Origin of the sequence: Methylocystis sp. L43, from assembly GCF_015709525.1 — a bacterium.
Classification (GTDB): domain Bacteria; phylum Pseudomonadota; class Alphaproteobacteria; order Rhizobiales; family Beijerinckiaceae; genus Methylocystis.
On record NZ_JADNRA010000022.1, the window covers coordinates 22,913 to 36,853 of the forward strand.

Annotated in this window: 14 protein-coding genes; all 14 read right to left on the reverse strand. The window is 60.0% G+C overall.

Annotated features, from left to right (window positions below; all coding sequences use genetic code 11):
* Positions 1 to 511: 511 nt before the first annotated feature.
* On the reverse strand, positions 512 to 1,102 hold the full coding sequence (locus IYX23_RS05335) for a hypothetical protein (RefSeq protein ID WP_196392216.1): 591 nt from the start codon (positions 1,100 to 1,102) through the stop codon (positions 512 to 514).
* Positions 1,103 to 1,317: 215 nt separating this feature from the next.
* Positions 1,318 to 1,602, reverse strand: a complete 285-nt coding sequence (locus tag IYX23_RS05340; RefSeq protein WP_196392215.1) for a hypothetical protein — start codon at positions 1,600 to 1,602, stop codon at positions 1,318 to 1,320.
* Between the two features lie 48 nt (positions 1,603 to 1,650).
* Complete coding sequence (locus IYX23_RS05345; protein ID WP_196392214.1) at positions 1,651 to 2,253, reverse strand: hypothetical protein; 603 nt, start codon at positions 2,251 to 2,253, stop codon at positions 1,651 to 1,653.
* A 235-nt stretch (positions 2,254 to 2,488) separates the two neighbouring features.
* Complete coding sequence (locus tag IYX23_RS05350; RefSeq protein WP_196392213.1) at positions 2,489 to 2,758, reverse strand: hypothetical protein; 270 nt, start codon at positions 2,756 to 2,758, stop codon at positions 2,489 to 2,491.
* A 928-nt stretch (positions 2,759 to 3,686) separates the two neighbouring features.
* Positions 3,687 to 6,530 (reverse strand): AAA family ATPase, encoded by a 2,844-nt coding sequence (locus IYX23_RS05355; RefSeq protein WP_196392212.1) that lies wholly within the window; start codon positions 6,528 to 6,530, stop codon positions 3,687 to 3,689.
* A 70-nt stretch (positions 6,531 to 6,600) separates the two neighbouring features.
* Positions 6,601 to 7,236, reverse strand: a complete 636-nt coding sequence (locus IYX23_RS05360; protein WP_196392211.1) for a hypothetical protein — start codon at positions 7,234 to 7,236, stop codon at positions 6,601 to 6,603.
* 12 nt (positions 7,237 to 7,248) lie between these two features.
* Positions 7,249 to 7,452, reverse strand: a complete 204-nt coding sequence (locus tag IYX23_RS05365) for a hypothetical protein (RefSeq protein ID WP_196392210.1) — start codon at positions 7,450 to 7,452, stop codon at positions 7,249 to 7,251.
* A complete protein-coding gene (locus IYX23_RS05370; protein WP_196392209.1) occupies positions 7,449 to 7,928 on the reverse strand; it encodes a hypothetical protein in 480 nt (159 codons plus the stop codon). Before IYX23_RS05370 ends, IYX23_RS05365 begins: the two co-directional genes overlap by 4 nt.
* A complete protein-coding gene (locus tag IYX23_RS05375; RefSeq protein ID WP_196392208.1) occupies positions 7,928 to 8,149 on the reverse strand; it encodes a hypothetical protein in 222 nt (73 codons plus the stop codon). Before IYX23_RS05375 ends, IYX23_RS05370 begins: the two co-directional genes overlap by 1 nt.
* Positions 8,150 to 8,368: 219 nt before the next feature.
* On the reverse strand, positions 8,369 to 9,577 hold the full coding sequence (locus IYX23_RS05380) for a site-specific integrase (RefSeq protein ID WP_196392207.1): 1,209 nt from the start codon (positions 9,575 to 9,577) through the stop codon (positions 8,369 to 8,371).
* 678 nt (positions 9,578 to 10,255) lie between these two features.
* Positions 10,256 to 11,044, reverse strand: a complete 789-nt coding sequence (locus IYX23_RS05385) for a hypothetical protein (protein WP_196392206.1) — start codon at positions 11,042 to 11,044, stop codon at positions 10,256 to 10,258.
* Positions 11,045 to 11,166: 122 nt separating this feature from the next.
* Entirely contained in the window at positions 11,167 to 11,982 is an 816-nt protein-coding gene (locus IYX23_RS05390) for a methyltransferase domain-containing protein (protein ID WP_196392205.1), read from the reverse strand.
* An 81-nt stretch (positions 11,983 to 12,063) separates the two neighbouring features.
* Positions 12,064 to 12,849: a 3-oxoacyl-ACP reductase FabG gene (gene fabG / locus IYX23_RS05395; RefSeq protein WP_196392204.1), complete on the reverse strand. Its 786-nt coding sequence runs from the start codon at positions 12,847 to 12,849 to the stop codon at positions 12,064 to 12,066.
* Positions 12,850 to 12,888: 39 nt separating this feature from the next.
* Positions 12,889 to 13,791, reverse strand: coding sequence for an outer membrane beta-barrel protein (locus IYX23_RS05400; RefSeq protein ID WP_196392203.1), 903 nt, complete (start codon positions 13,789 to 13,791; stop codon positions 12,889 to 12,891).
* Positions 13,792 to 13,941: the final 150 nt, after the last annotated feature.

Below are 13,941 nucleotides of genomic sequence, written 5' to 3' on the forward strand. Positions count from 1 at the left end.
TTTCTGAGGTGAAGTATCGCTAAATCGTTGAGAGAGTAGCGAAAAAATGCGGGCGGGGGCGCGCAGCGCGTTCTTGAGCCTTTGCCAAGGACCCGTAAGCGGCTGAATATCAATGCGTTATGTCGAGGTTAGAAGGTGTGGCCCCAAAAACCCTGGTTTTCCGGGCCTTTCACGGCGTATCGAGGTCTCGCGGGATCGATAGATAACGTCTATAATTGCTCCGCCCTGGAGGCTGGCGGAATGCCGCTATGAAACGTTATATTGTTATGCACTCGCTCGGGATTGCCGCCCGGCCGATTGATCTATCAGCCAAACTGTCGGCGCTGTGAGCCAGCAGATGCAACACGTGAGCGGCGCCACCCATTCGCACGCCAGGATCACCAAAAACGTTCGGACGTGCGCCAGGATGCACTAGCCCCCGCCGCTGCTACGCGCCATGCCGCGCGAGTGCGCGCCACGATGCACGAAAAACATATCCCTTCAGCGCGTTCGATTAGGAGGTATCAGGCGATCAATCGCCGCCCGACGCTCCGGCGCTTCCGCCGGCAAAGACCTTCGCAAGCTCCTTATTCAACTCGTTAGGCAAGGTCTGATTGATATCCTGCTTCCACATCTCTGCCGGCTTGCCGCCCTTGGCTTCTTTGAACGTCGTCGCGGGGTGCGTTGCATACACCGCCTTAATGGCGTTCTTGCCCGAGCCGACGCGGACCATCACAACGTCGGTGTTGTTACGGATAACAAACGCCTTGCTGATATTGAGGTTCTTGGATCGGCCCGGCGAGATGTTGCTTGTATGCCCTGAGAACGAGCCGCGATTCCAGCTTGTGCCAGGGGTAAACTTGCCGATCTTTCGAGCCGTGATCCTTTGCGGATAGAGACTGAATCGCGCGCTTAGATCGTAAGCCGATGGTCGCATTAACGTCGAAATGCCGGCCTTGGCGTCGGCGCTTCCGACGTCGGCGACGACATTTCGCTTCGCTTCGTTATACGCTTTGCGCGCCGTCCTATCGAGCGCATTGCGCAGGCCGCCGGGGGTTTCAGCGGCGACCTTCTTCAGCAAGGGGCTGAAGGTGTCGCTTACGTTCACGTGAATGTCGCCCATAGCGTCACTTTCCCAACTTATCGGGCGCGCGCATGACTCGCCTATCGACAACGGTCCCGCCGGCGCCCGAAACAGTCACGTGCAACGAAATTTCATCTTGCGGCCGAACGTCAATCAACTCCAAAATTCGGTGAAGGTGCAAGCCCGCCAAGGATTGAACGCGCGCCTTGTAGAGGTGATCAATCGGCGGCCTCGGGAACACATAGGAATCGGCTTCAGACATGACCGCCTCGGGGCGCGCCGGGGGAATCGAGGCGCCGCGCGATCGGCGTCCCGCCGCCATGCCGAAGTGACGCCTCATAACACTCAATCTCTTCGACGGTCGGAAACTTCGGGAGGATCGGCTGGCCGTTCAATTCGCGTGTGGGAAGGTCGGGAAGATCGATGAGCGCGAGCGCTTCGTAAAGGCGCGCCGCGCCGTCGAGCATGCGCGCGCCGGATTCGAGCGCGTGCAGCGTCTCGCGACTGATTTGCTCAGCCGCACAGTTCGGAAAAACCACGATGAAAAACTCCAAGAGGAATGATTGAACGAAGGCGCGTGCGCGGTCCTACGCCGCTTCGGGGCGCTTCTTATCGCGCCATTCTTCGAGCCTAGGCATGCCAAAAGTGAAGAAATAGCCTAATCGCCGTTGCGCATTGGTGAGCGGGACTAGCCATTCCTCCGAATAACCTCGGGCACGCAATTCGTCATTTCGCGCTTCCAAATCGATCAAACGATGCACAGGAGGCTCGTCCTTCTCAATTTTGATGCGCTCGGAAACCGCTTTTTTGTAGTTTTCTTCGTTCGCGTCCCACAAGGCCATATCGGCCGCAAGCTCTGTGAACCTGCGGCACAGTTCCGAATGCTGTTTCGATTTCTTCGAAAAGCCGACAACGTTGTCGATTGCAGAACCGATTGCCACGACTGCGATGAGAGCCTTAGCTAGGCCGCCGTCCTTGCCGCCAAGTAACACCATGAAAGCGCCAGCGCCGAGAATTGCGTTCGCGGCTAGCACCGTATCATTCAAGCTCTGAAAGAACCCGGCCATCTTGCTGTGATATCTGCGCGACTTATGCACACCAATGGAGATGGTGTAATAGGGATCATCATCCCATGTGCTCATAACTATTTGTCCCGCTTTGGTGAGGGTGGCGGCGGCGGCCGGTCCCAATCAGTTGAGCTTCGCTCTTTTCTGATCGTGCCGTGTTCCCTGTGCGCACCACGATCACGATCAGCCGAACCTTGCCCTGAATCATTGACTCGGCTCGGACGTTCATTGTGTTTCCGTTCAATGTTTTGTGGTGTGTGTTTTTTGTCGTCCGAAGTCATAGCCACCCCTTTCCAAATAGGGGTCGGATAATTTCATTGCGAATCCCGATTGTCTATCGCGGATACCGTAATCCGCGTCAGGCCAACAAACCCCACTTCGCGACTTGCGCGATATCGCCGCCGTCGAGATAAGTTTCGGCCGGCGCCGGATCGGCCTCGGGCGCCTCGCCGCGAGCGAACGCCTCGATTTGATCGGCCGTCCATTTCGGCCAGCCGCGGGAGCGGCAAGACACCGGCCGCGGAAAGAGTCCGTCCCGGCGCCAGTTCCGAATCGACTGAGCGGAGCAGCCTAGAAGGCGCGCGGAAGCGGCGACGCCTAGAAGGCGCCGCGCTTTGTCGGTCGTCATGTTTTCGAATTCCTATGCGCGAACACCATCGCGCCGAGGCGATCGGCGCGTTTCGAGTGTGCGATTTTTGGGGGAATGACGGCGAAGTGGCCATAAAGGCACACTTCTAACCGTCTTGAGTTTAGGCAGTTGACATAGCATAAGTCAACGGTTGCGGCGGATATTTTTGGCGATTTCAGCGGTTTGTCTATATACGACTGATTTGAAAGTGATTTGTCTGTGCGATTCTCAGTTCGGCGGCGCAACGCCGTTGGAAAGCGCGGCTTTAGAGCCCCTGCCCCGGCGCGCTGGCGAACGCGAGACAGGCCGAACGCTGTGCCGGCGAGCGTAGCGGCCGGGGCGCGGGCTTGCATAGGCATGACCCGCCGGAAGAGTCGCTCGCGGCCCGCCACGGCGTCTGACGATCCTCGGCGCGGCTTGGGTTGCTCGCTTCGGGCGTCGCGACACCTCCGGCCGCGATCGGCGCTTCGGGGGGCGGCCGGAACCAATCTGCAAACGTTCAGTCCCCAAATTCGAGCGCGGCTTGTGGCGCGCCTCGCCCCCTTCTTTTTCGAACATGCGGCGCGGTCGTCATACGCCCCCCGCCTCTCCGCTCTTTCGCGGAGGCGATATCCTCTCCTGGGGGTCTCTTCGCCAGAAGATAGAGACCCTCTTTAGAGGGGCGAGGTTGGCGAGGTCGCGCGAAATGGGGTTATTATTATGAAATATCAATCATTTATCCCGATCGAAAATTCGGGCAAAAAGCCAGGTTTTCATCTTGCTTCGGGCGAGGTTGTGTAAGTCATTGATTTTAAGAAATATAAACCTCGCCAATTTCGCGGGGCGAGGTTTGGCGAGGTCCAGCCTTTTACCGGCAAACGCCTTATTCTTCTGAGGACAGAACCTCGCCAACGCATTTTCGCGACCGTGGGCGAGGTTCGTTTTCGACCTATCCGGCGTCCGCGGCTGTCTCGTCTTCGTCGTCAACCGGCGTGAAGCTCGCCCCGGTCGCGTCCGGCTTAGGCGTAAAACTTAGGGTCGGCGGCGTCCGTTGGCCGGGCGCAGCATGATATCGCAGCGTGCCGGCGCCCGTCGTGCGCTCCACTTTGTCCGCCTTTCCGAAAAGCTCCCTTTTGATCCGTCGCGCGCGGTGTCCGTTCGTATCGTCAAACGCGTCGAGTGGAATTCCGGCCTTTTCCAAAACCGCGTCAATCTCATGCTCGCCCGGCCCCATGACGACGAGCGCGTCAACGATCTTCTGCGCCGCGGGCGACAACCCGGCGTCCAAATGAACGATCACTGGCACCGGCACCGTTGACCGCTTGTTCGCGCCGACTTGCACGGTGCGACGTTCGATGTAGGTCGGGCGCCAGTTTTTCAGCGCGAGATTATTTTTCGCCGCGTCAATGCGCGCGTAGCGCCCGCGATCTTGCGGCGGGATGTTCAGTTGCTTCGCTTCGTCATCAGTCAAACTAAACATCGTCCGAACTATACGCGCCACGCCGGTTTGAGACGACGCGCCCCGAAGGACGTGCATGTTACCGGCGTGACCGGCAGACGATGCGCCGTCCGGCTTCCGCGGATGCGCGATCAAAGCAACAGACGTATTTGCTTCCGCCGCGACAGACCGCGCGCTGGCCCAAACTTTCGCCATGGCGCTGTTATCGTTCTCGTCAACTTCATGAAGCTCTTGCACAGGGTCCAGCATCACGACGCCGATACCGTATTGCTTCACACAGGCGACGGTTTCCGCCAGTTCCGCCGGGGGCTCGACTCGTCCCTTGCTGTTTTCCAGCGCCAGCAACAAGGGGTTTCCGACGCCAGAAGTCATGTAGAGCCGAAAGCCGTTTGTGCCGTCAATCGCCGACCACGGCACATTTAGTTCTTTGAGAACGCCAGCAAGACGCCGGTCGAGCGCATCCTTGTCGTCTTCCTGGCAGTGATACCAAACGTTCGTCCGTTTAAAGTCCGTCGCAACATCTTCTGGCGCAATGCCTAAGAGGTCCGGCCGGCCGGCGACAATGGCGACGCATTCGACCAAGCCGCGCGCCGACTTCGAAACACCGCCGTCGCCCACAAGCGCGCTGACGACGCCGCGGCAATAATCCTGAAAGGCGACCCAAGGCACGTCGGGAAGGTCGTCAAGATCACGCCTCGCGACTGGGATAGGCAAAACCGGCGGGCGGGCGCCGTTCACGTATCGAACCGGCTCGGCGTGGGCAGGCAACTCGCCATCTTCGACAAGCGCGCGCAACTGCGCCAGACGCTCTGCCGCGTCTGCCCCTTGTGGTTGGCGAATGATCGTATTGACCGCGCGATGCGCCGCGAGCATGGCTTCCTTGTCATCCGCAAAGCGTGCATCGCTTTCCAGGGCAGCAAGCAAGCCCGGACCCGAAACCGCTGGCAGCGCGTCCGGTTCGCCGAAAATATCGTCGTCGCCCGTGAACAGGGCACCCTGTTCGAAGGTTGCGAAACGTTGGCGCGTCGTGGATTCCGCTTTTTGCTGGCGCTTCCTTTCCTGGCGCTCCGGGAGCGCGCCATCGGGCTCGGCGATCGAGTCGAACGCCTTGCCGCCCGCGGTCGCGACCTTCGCGCCAAAACCGTTGCGCGCGCTCCGGTATCCTTCTTCCAACTTCACGGCGATTTCCAAAACTGTGAAATCGTCCGTCTCGGCAAATGGATTCTCGCCCTCATGTTCCGCAGCCAACTCTTCGCGAATCTCGGCAATCCGCGCGAGCTTCCTTTGTGCATCGGCAGCCGTGAAACCGCGATCGGTCAGCATGTCGCGCAACATTTCATCATGATCTTCGTCGGGCATGGCCCAAGCGAGCGTCACGGCCTCGGCGAGTTCCGGCGAAATGCCATAGTCGCTAAAATCCGCGCCCGCATAGACGATCGAAAGGTGACGGCTGTTGCCCGCGTGCTCCAATCTGCGCGTCGCCAGCTTTTCGATTGCATCGCCGAGCGCGTCGGGATCGTCAATCGTGACGCCCTCGGGCGCGGCGAAACCGCGTGCCTTGCCGACCTTGCTGATAGGATCAGGGAGCGCGTCCGGCACGTTCGCGCAGGGCTTGCCGTCGATAAGCAGCCAACGCTCGGGGCATGGATCGGCGCCGCCCTCTACGATCGGATTGGCGATATAGACCGGCTGGACGCGACGCCAAATTGAGGGATCGAGCGTCGAGACTTCAATTTCCTTGCCGTCCTTTCGCTTGCGAATCGTTTTCGGCAATGTGTCGGGCGCTATGAGCCATGCCGACTTCTGATTTTCGGTCACAGGTTTGTCGGCGAAGAAAAAGAGCCTAAACGACTGCTGGCCTTCCTTCGTATTGAACCCGCTGGACGCTTGGGCGAGGCAACTCGCGTCGTGAAATTCGGCCGGCAAAAGCGCGCGATATTCCTTCGCGGCTTCGTCAAGCGACCGCGCGTTTGTCGTGAACCCGTCGATATCGAGCACGATCAGCCGCAAGGCTTGATCGGAGAAAAACTCATTGCGCCGCTCGCAATCGATGCGGGGCGTATCCGGTAGCGCGGCGCCGTGAATGAGAATTTCGTCCCGGCCTTCGTGCAGCAACGCATAGAGGTCGTCGACGCCCGCAACTTCACGCGTGAGGCGTCGAAAGGTTTTAGCGTTCGCGGCCGGCTCCTTACGGATTCCGTCCGGCGTATGAATGAGCCGTTTGCCCGTGAAAACCTTGGGCCGCAGGATCGTGATTGTGTCTTTGGCTTCCGGCGAAGACTTATGTGTGTCGGAAGGCGTCAGGATAGGCTTGACAACAGTGCTGGTATTCAATATATGAAACTCCGGTTATTGCTACGATACTTGCCCGGCCACGCCCACAAGCGTCGCCGGGCTTTTTATTTCACTCGGCCGCAGCCGCTTCCGCCTCTCGGAACCGTGCATGCATCGCCTCTATTTCTGACCGCGCGATATCGGCGAAGTTCGGATCATCCGACGTGACAATTTCCTCGGCGAACGCTAGTTCGCGCGACTCGCTTCCCGGCGGCGCGAAGTCGAGTCGCAACACGCCATCGGCGTCGGGCGTCAACGTTGGCCAGCCGGCCTTGCGAAATTCTGACCGTTGGCGTTTGGCAAGCCATTCGTCGAATTTGAAAGCAGAGTTGCGCCGCCAATTCTGCGCGAAGCCTTCGGCGTCAATGACGATATCGGCTTGGACTGGCGGCCCGACGTGGATCGGCTCGGGCGCTTCGCCCAGACGGATGCGCCAAGCGAGCACAGGATGATATGTCGGCGCGAGGAGTCCGCCTTCGGGCTTAATTTCGACGACGGCCCAACCGGGCGCCGCGCCAACGATCGCTTCGGCCGGCGGAGAGTCCAGGTCGGCGAGGTCGCCAAGAAACCAAGCGTCGCGCGTCGGCTCGCGGAAATAGATCAGATGGCCTTGCGCCTCACGTTCAGTCGCGACGTTCTTGATTGAGGCGCGCGGAAACATCCGCGCGTCGCCATGTTCAGAGACAAGGTTTATGAAGTCCGTCATTCGTAAAACCATTCAATGTGCCGTGCTGGCGTCGTTTACCAGTTCAAGCTGGCGCAGCCGCGCCGCCTCTCGAAACAGGTCGAAATGTTCAAAGGTCGCATCGGCCGCAGCGCCTTCGGCGAGCGCAAGGAATTCGCGCTCGCTGATATCACGTAGGAAGGGTTTGAGATGGCGGCGCGGCAGGTGTCGCCAGATTGGGAGTCGCGCGGTTGTCATGCGGCGACTCCACGATCCCGCGCCAGGATTTCTCGCGTCGGCGGCTCCGGTCGGTTTTGACGCCACGCGCGCAAGTCACGCAGCGCGGCTGCGAGCGCGTCGGCGGCAGCAACCGGATAAGTATCGGGTAGAAGGCGGAGCGCCTTGCTCAGCACGCGCGGAACGCCGTGGCGCAGCGACGCGACGAAGGAAATCAACCGGGGGGATTCATACGCGTCGAGAGCGGCCTTGCCGTCGAGGATAGCGAGAATCCGTTCAACTCGCGCAAGCCGCTCGGCGTGCTGTTCCAACATGTGTTCGCCATAGCTGAAAGCGGATTTTCCATAGTATCCGTCTGACAGTGCGCGGCCTTCGTCCACGATGTAGGTCGCGGGCGGCCATGTGAGCGCATAGCGCTGCTCTTCGTTGAGCGTTTCGCTCTTGCGAGCGGCGGCGAGGGCGGACTCGAATTGCGAGCGTGTGGTTCTGATGGTCATTACGCCACCTCGCCAACAAGAAACCGTTCAATCGCCGGACCAGACCAGCGCCTCCGGCCGGGCAACGGCAGTGGCGGCGGCAGCGCCCCCTTGTTCGCCCAAATATTGATGGCGTCCGGCGTCACGCGGAAATGCTGCGCGAGGTCGTGTGTGTCGTAGACGGCCGGCAAGCGCGGCTCTGCCGCCGCCGACTTTTCGTTTAGGTTCTGTTGGGTTCGCATATTCTGCGCCTCCTACATGGCGCGCGAACGGAACCACTGAGACACCCCGCGCGCCGGTAGGATGTAGGTGGTTCGCGTTCGCGCCCGTGAAGGCGCTGACAGGATCGGCCTTGAAACCAATCCAGCGAGCCTGCGATTAGCTCGCCTTTTCGGCTCGCGGGCTTTGCCGCGTTTGGCCGAACAATGTTCAAATAAATTCGTTGTCGTTGTCGGTCAAGACTATGTGGCGACAATTTTTTCAATTCGGTCCAGGTCGGCGGCGACGATGCGCAAAATACGCCTCTCGATCCGCTCAACGGCGTCGCGTTTTTCCTCAAGCATCGTGTGCCGATCGTATGTCGCGGTCACGTCGGCGAAGCTGTGATTCAGAAGCGCCTTCACCGCGTCGCGCGGCGCGCCTTCCGCGCGGGCCAGTGTCGCGGCCGTTCGTCGGAGGTCGTGTGGCGAGAAGCGCGCCAGGGAATATTGCGCGCAGATGCGCCGTGTCGCTTGCGAGAGTGAATGGCGCGCGATTGGGGCCGTCGACTCGTATCGCGAAACGAAAACCGCCTCGCCTGCCCCAATGGCGTCCGTTTCCGCAATGGCTGCATCGATAGCGGCAAGAGCAGCCGCTGAGAGCGGGACAATGTGTGTTCGACCGTTCTTCGCCTTCTCCCGTGGAATTGTCCAAACGCGATCATTCCGCGCGAGTTCGCTGCGCATCATCGTCGCGACTTCGCCCGGCCGCGCCGCGGTCAGTAGTATTGTCTTCAGCGCAAGCCGAATAATCTTGATGGCCGGCGCCGCATCATCTTCGAGGGCGCGCCAGAACGCCCGCAATTCGTCGTCCGACAACACTCGGTCTTTGGGCGTCTCTCTACCGCCAAACTTGCGCGCGCCTGCCAACGGGTTTGCAGCCAATAGGCCATCATCCACTGCGTGCCCGAGCAAGGTCCGAAGGACGGATTGCATCCGATTGGCGGACGTTGGGGCGGTTTTTGCAATGCCGTTGAGAAGCTCCGCAAAATCGGCGCGCGACAGACGCGCGGCATTGCGCGAGCCTAATTCCGCGGTGGCGCGCTTGAGATATTCCGCGTCCAATTTCCAGGAACGTTTGCGGCCTTCGATTTGCGCGAGATAGCGATCGGCGAGCGCCTGGAATGTCAGCTTGGCGCCCTTGTCTGTTCTATGCCCCTCGCCGTCAGCAAGGTGCGCGCGGATTTCATCGGCGCGCCTTCGTGCGGTTGCGAGTCGCATCGCAGGCCAGCGACCGAGCTTGACCCGCCGAACCTTTCCATCGACTCCGGCGCCGCCAACGAAATAAAAAGTGCGGTCGTTCGGCGACGCGCGAAGCCGCAGACCCTTGCAACCGGCGTCGGCAAGTTCGATCCGCTTCCCCTCCGGCACCACCATCTCTTTGAGCTTCGTTTCGGTCAGCGCCTCGCCCATCGTCCCCCGGCCCCTTCATGATTCGACACCATCACACGTTACGGTAAAATTAGCCCGGGGGCTAAAATTTTCTGCCGAATGGGGCTGAAGGTAGGCAATTGCGACTGAATGCTTCCTTGTTTTTCAGCTAGTTATGGTGGTAGTCGGTTTGCGTCGGCAGCCCGAGCATGGTTCGTAATGAGGGGGTCGGGGGTTCGAATCCCTCAAGCGGCACCAGCCAACTCTCTAAAAAATGAAGAAATTGTCGAACAAGGCCCCATCTGGCGGCCGAAACCGCGCTGGGGCTAGTTGGGGGTAAAAAGCAGATCCTAGGCGGCACCCCACGCGATCCGTTTTCCGAATCACAGGTTTTGGTCGCGAAGGGCGCCGCACACTAAGCCAAAGAAGGCGTAAATTCATCGGCATAGACGGGCTAATCCGTCTATGCCGGTCTAACCCCATGCGCCCTGCCCCGCCCATCGCCGATCTGCAAAGCCAAGGCTTTCAATCCGCCCGCGCGTTTTGCCTGAATCAAGCTTGTCAACGTTGCATATCCCATTCGACGCGCTGCGGAACGCGAGAGCTTCCTTTTACCCGCTTGGCGAAGTCCCGGCGCTTCGTCTGTTCGGCGTGCGGGTCGCGCGACGTGCATCTCATGCCGGATTGGCCGCGGTATCGTGCGCTGGAGTGATTGACCTCCTACTTCGGCCCGGAAGATTCTGGTCGCGTCGTCGTGACGACACCAAGGCGTCCAGCACCAGAATAGTATTCACCATTTCGAAGCTTTCTGGGCAATTCTTGTGTTACATTAACGGTCGATTTATTGTTTGTCATCAAACCGAGAGTGCTGATTACAAAGAAACGTCCTTGCGGACTCTCACCAGTTTCATTGCAGCGCGCCGACGAATGCTTTTTTTTGCTATCCACTGCGCGGTATACATCTATCTCGATAAAATGATCCATCCTGTCGAAATGGTCCGTTTTTTCGTCCTCCCAACTGTAATCTGGCGGGCGCGGCAAAGAAAATGGTATTACCGGCAACTCCTCGTTCATTACAATTTTCATACGAAAAACGAAATACTTGATCGCGCATGTGGGAACATCGAATTTCGCAGAAGTCGCTTTTCCGCGATCATATAGTTCTACTTCTTTGTAGGCACAGTATTTCGTGTTTTCGTCGACGGTTATAAACACAAAATCCTTTGAATTGGACAGATCCTTAACCGCGATGACGTTGCCTTCCAAGGTGAACTTGATGTCCGCGTATTTTGTCGAGCGCAGCAACGAAGCGCGCCGAGGTGCGGAAAATCTGTTCAGGATGTTGAAGTCCTCACTGCACTCGTAGGAGTCGGGATCATGGCCTCTGTAGTTTTCCGCCGCTCCGGCCGCAGCGGCGCTTCCAACAGGTATGGCAGAAATCAAAAGGCCGAAGAGGATGAGCCGCGAAACCGCGGCTAGTCGCAACTTGCGCGCATTTAAAAGCCTCAAGACAACGCCTCCGCCGCAATATTCGAGAGTGTTGCTTGGTCAAGGTCGGAGCGTCAATCACAAATAAAGCCCTGCGTTGGCGCCGCAGCCTGGCCCCAACCCACTCGTTCTGCAAACCAGCACTATTGCGGCACGCGGCCCGACAGCTGATAGAAAAGATGTGACGTCACCAGCACCTCGGGATTGGACAGATGCCGCTCGAGCGCGGCGAAGTCGCTCTCAAGGTCCGCCCGCCCAGCAAAGCCCTGCTCAATCATTTTCTCGCGAACATTGTTGACGAAATCGAGCAGGATCAGTCGGCTAGGATTGGGGGCCGAAGAGACATATGCGACCGCCTCAACATGGATATCCACGACGCCCGCCGCACGAAAAAGCGAATGCGTGCGTCGGCCGACGCACAGATCGATCCCCTGTGCGTCCGAATAGGACTTGTAGGCGTCAAGCAGACGGGTCCATTCAGGGCTTGGCGGGTCGCAGTTGAAAGAAAGCAGATCAGCTTCGAAGCTCGCCACCCAGCCCCCCGGCCGGACGAGCGCCACCATCTCACGCACGACACGCTGAGGTTCCGGCACGTTGACAAGAACGAGTCGCATATGGGCACCGTCGAAGGACGCGCGCGCCATTCCGGTGTCATATGCGTCGCCCTCGATGACCTCGACCTGCGATAAAGAGCGCTCGGCGACATAGCGGCGCGCCAGGCTGGCGAAATGGGCGTTGCGCTCGACGCCAACCACCGATCCGCTTGGAGCGACCCGCTTGGCCAACAGACGCAGGACATAACCGGGACCACACCCCAGGTCGATGACGCGTTCGCCGGGCTTCACGCCGAGCCTGTCCAATTGAGCTTCCGTCGCCGGCGCGAGAACGGCGCTCTGGCTCTCGAGCCTCGCTTGCTCGGCTTCACTGCAGCCGAGAAGGTAAGAGCCGCTGTCAGTCACGCATCCCCCGGTCTGCGGTCGTGCTGCTCGCAACATCGCGAACTATGCGCCGGGGCGGCTGGCAAAATCAATTGTCAGGCGTCACCGCCCCATCTCCTGCAGCGCTGTCAGCGACTCAGGCAAGACCTGCCCGCCATCGATCACCAGCGTCTGGCCGGTGATGTAGGCGGCTTCGTCGCTCGCGAAAAACAGCGCGGCGTAGGCGATGTCCTCGACGCTCCCGAGCCGGCGTTGTGGGATCGAGGCCGTCATCTGCGCCAAATAGTCTTCGCCGAGTTCGCCCAGTCCTTCGGTGCGCACATTGCCCGGCAGAACGGCGTTGATGGTGATCCCGAGCGGCGTCAGTTCCAGCGCCGCCGTGCGCATGAAGCCGAGTTGCCCCGCCTTGCTCGCCGCATAATGCGTCCAGCCGGGATAGCCGGTGATCGGACCCGTGATCGACGAGGTGAGCACGATCCGCCCCCGACCGCTGCGCGCCAGCGCGGGCGTGCAGGCCTGCACGCACAGAAAGGCGCCGGCAAGGTTGGTGGACAACACCTCGTTCCATTGCGCCAGCGTCATCTCCATGAGCCGTGCGGCCGGAAAGACGCCGGCGTTGGCGCAGAGAATGTCGACGCCACCGTGACGCTCGAGCGCCGCGGCCGCCATCCGCTCGACATCGTCCGGATTGCCGACATCGGCGGCGAACCCGCTGGCGCGTCCCCCTTCCGCTCGAATCGCCGCCGCTGTCGCCTCCGCCTGCGCGAGGTCACGGCCAACCACCAGCACCTGCGCGCCCTTGGCTGCAAAAACGCGCGCGACGCCACGGCCGATGCCCCGGCTGCCGCCGGTGACGATGACCGACCGACCGGCGATGGAGGTGAGCATTTCGACGCGGCCCCTCTGCTGGCGTCCCCTTCAGGCAAATCAATATTTCGCGACGACCGGAGCAACGCCCCAGTTGAAGTGGTAGTTCAGGCCGACGCGGACGACATGACCGTCGAAGCGCGCGCGCGCTTGAGTGGTGTTGGCGAACAACAGGTTCGTGAGCTGCCAATCGGTGGTGATCGCGACGGGATAGGCCGCGGCGCCGAGATCGTAAAAGAGATATTCGATCTTGGCGCTCCATTGCGGCCAAAACATCCATTCCAGTCCGCCGCCGGCCGTCCAACCGACTCGCGTCTGCGAAAATCGTCCCTGATTGGCGCCGAGCAACAAAAAGCCGGAGAAATCATTCGGCACATGTTGGAAAAAACTCGTGGTGGACGTCGCCTGGCCGTAAGCAAGTCCGCCCGTCGCATAAGCAAGCAATGTCGGCGTTATGAGATAGCCAAGCCGACCGCGCACCGTGCCGAGAAAATCGAGCGACTTGTTGCTGGCGACGCTCGTCAGCAGGTTGAGCCCCGGCGCGGGCGTGGGCGCGAGCGTCACGACGGCGGCGGCGCCGTTCGAGCCGGCGACGCCTTGGATGTCAGTTTCTATTCCAGCGAGAAACGCGCCGTTGAATTGCAGATCATAGCCGAGTTGGCCGCCGCCGATGAAACCGGCGCCATTCGTCGAGACGCTGCCCGTTCCTGAGATGGCGGCGGCCGCCGCCCAGGGGACATTGTCGGCGCCATTGATGAGAAAGGGCGCCGAAGCGAAGTTGGTTGCGTTGCTGGCGTTCCATGCGCCGCCCGCATTCAAACCGGCATGGAAACCGGTCCAAACCGGCGGCGGGGGCGGAAGATAGGCCGGCGGCGCCTTGACGGAGGGCAAATCCGCGGCGATCGCCGATCCCGTTGCGAACGCCAGCGCCATAACAGCGCCCGTCAAGAATTTATGGGCCATGACTTTGTTCTCGCCGTTGCAAACCGACTCCAAAGGTCTGGAGGCAAATGAGCAAGGCGAGAGGCGTTGCGCAATTCGAACCTTTCGCTTCGACCGCGCTTTACGGCGTTTCACGCCGGATGTGCCTTTTCTGCAACAGCAATTCTTTGA

Coding starts and splice junctions, on each gene's coding strand:
- IYX23_RS05335 (WP_196392216.1), bottom strand. CDS start 1,102: ATGGGCGACATTCACGTGAACGTAAGCGACACCTTCAGCCCCTTGCTG.
- IYX23_RS05350 (WP_196392213.1), bottom strand. CDS start 2,758: ATGACGACCGACAAAGCGCGGCGCCTTCTAGGCGTCGCCGCTTCCGCG.
- IYX23_RS05360 (WP_196392211.1), bottom strand. CDS start 7,236: ATGACGGACTTCATAAACCTTGTCTCTGAACATGGCGACGCGCGGATG.
- IYX23_RS05365 (WP_196392210.1), bottom strand. CDS start 7,452: ATGACAACCGCGCGACTCCCAATCTGGCGACACCTGCCGCGCCGCCAT.
- IYX23_RS05370 (WP_196392209.1), bottom strand. CDS start 7,928: ATGACCATCAGAACCACACGCTCGCAATTCGAGTCCGCCCTCGCCGCC.
- IYX23_RS05375 (WP_196392208.1), bottom strand. CDS start 8,149: ATGCGAACCCAACAGAACCTAAACGAAAAGTCGGCGGCGGCAGAGCCG.
- IYX23_RS05380 (WP_196392207.1), bottom strand. CDS start 9,577: ATGGGCGAGGCGCTGACCGAAACGAAGCTCAAAGAGATGGTGGTGCCG.
- fabG (WP_196392204.1), bottom strand. CDS start 12,849: ATGCTCACCTCCATCGCCGGTCGGTCGGTCATCGTCACCGGCGGCAGC.
- IYX23_RS05400 (WP_196392203.1), bottom strand. CDS start 13,791: ATGGCCCATAAATTCTTGACGGGCGCTGTTATGGCGCTGGCGTTCGCA.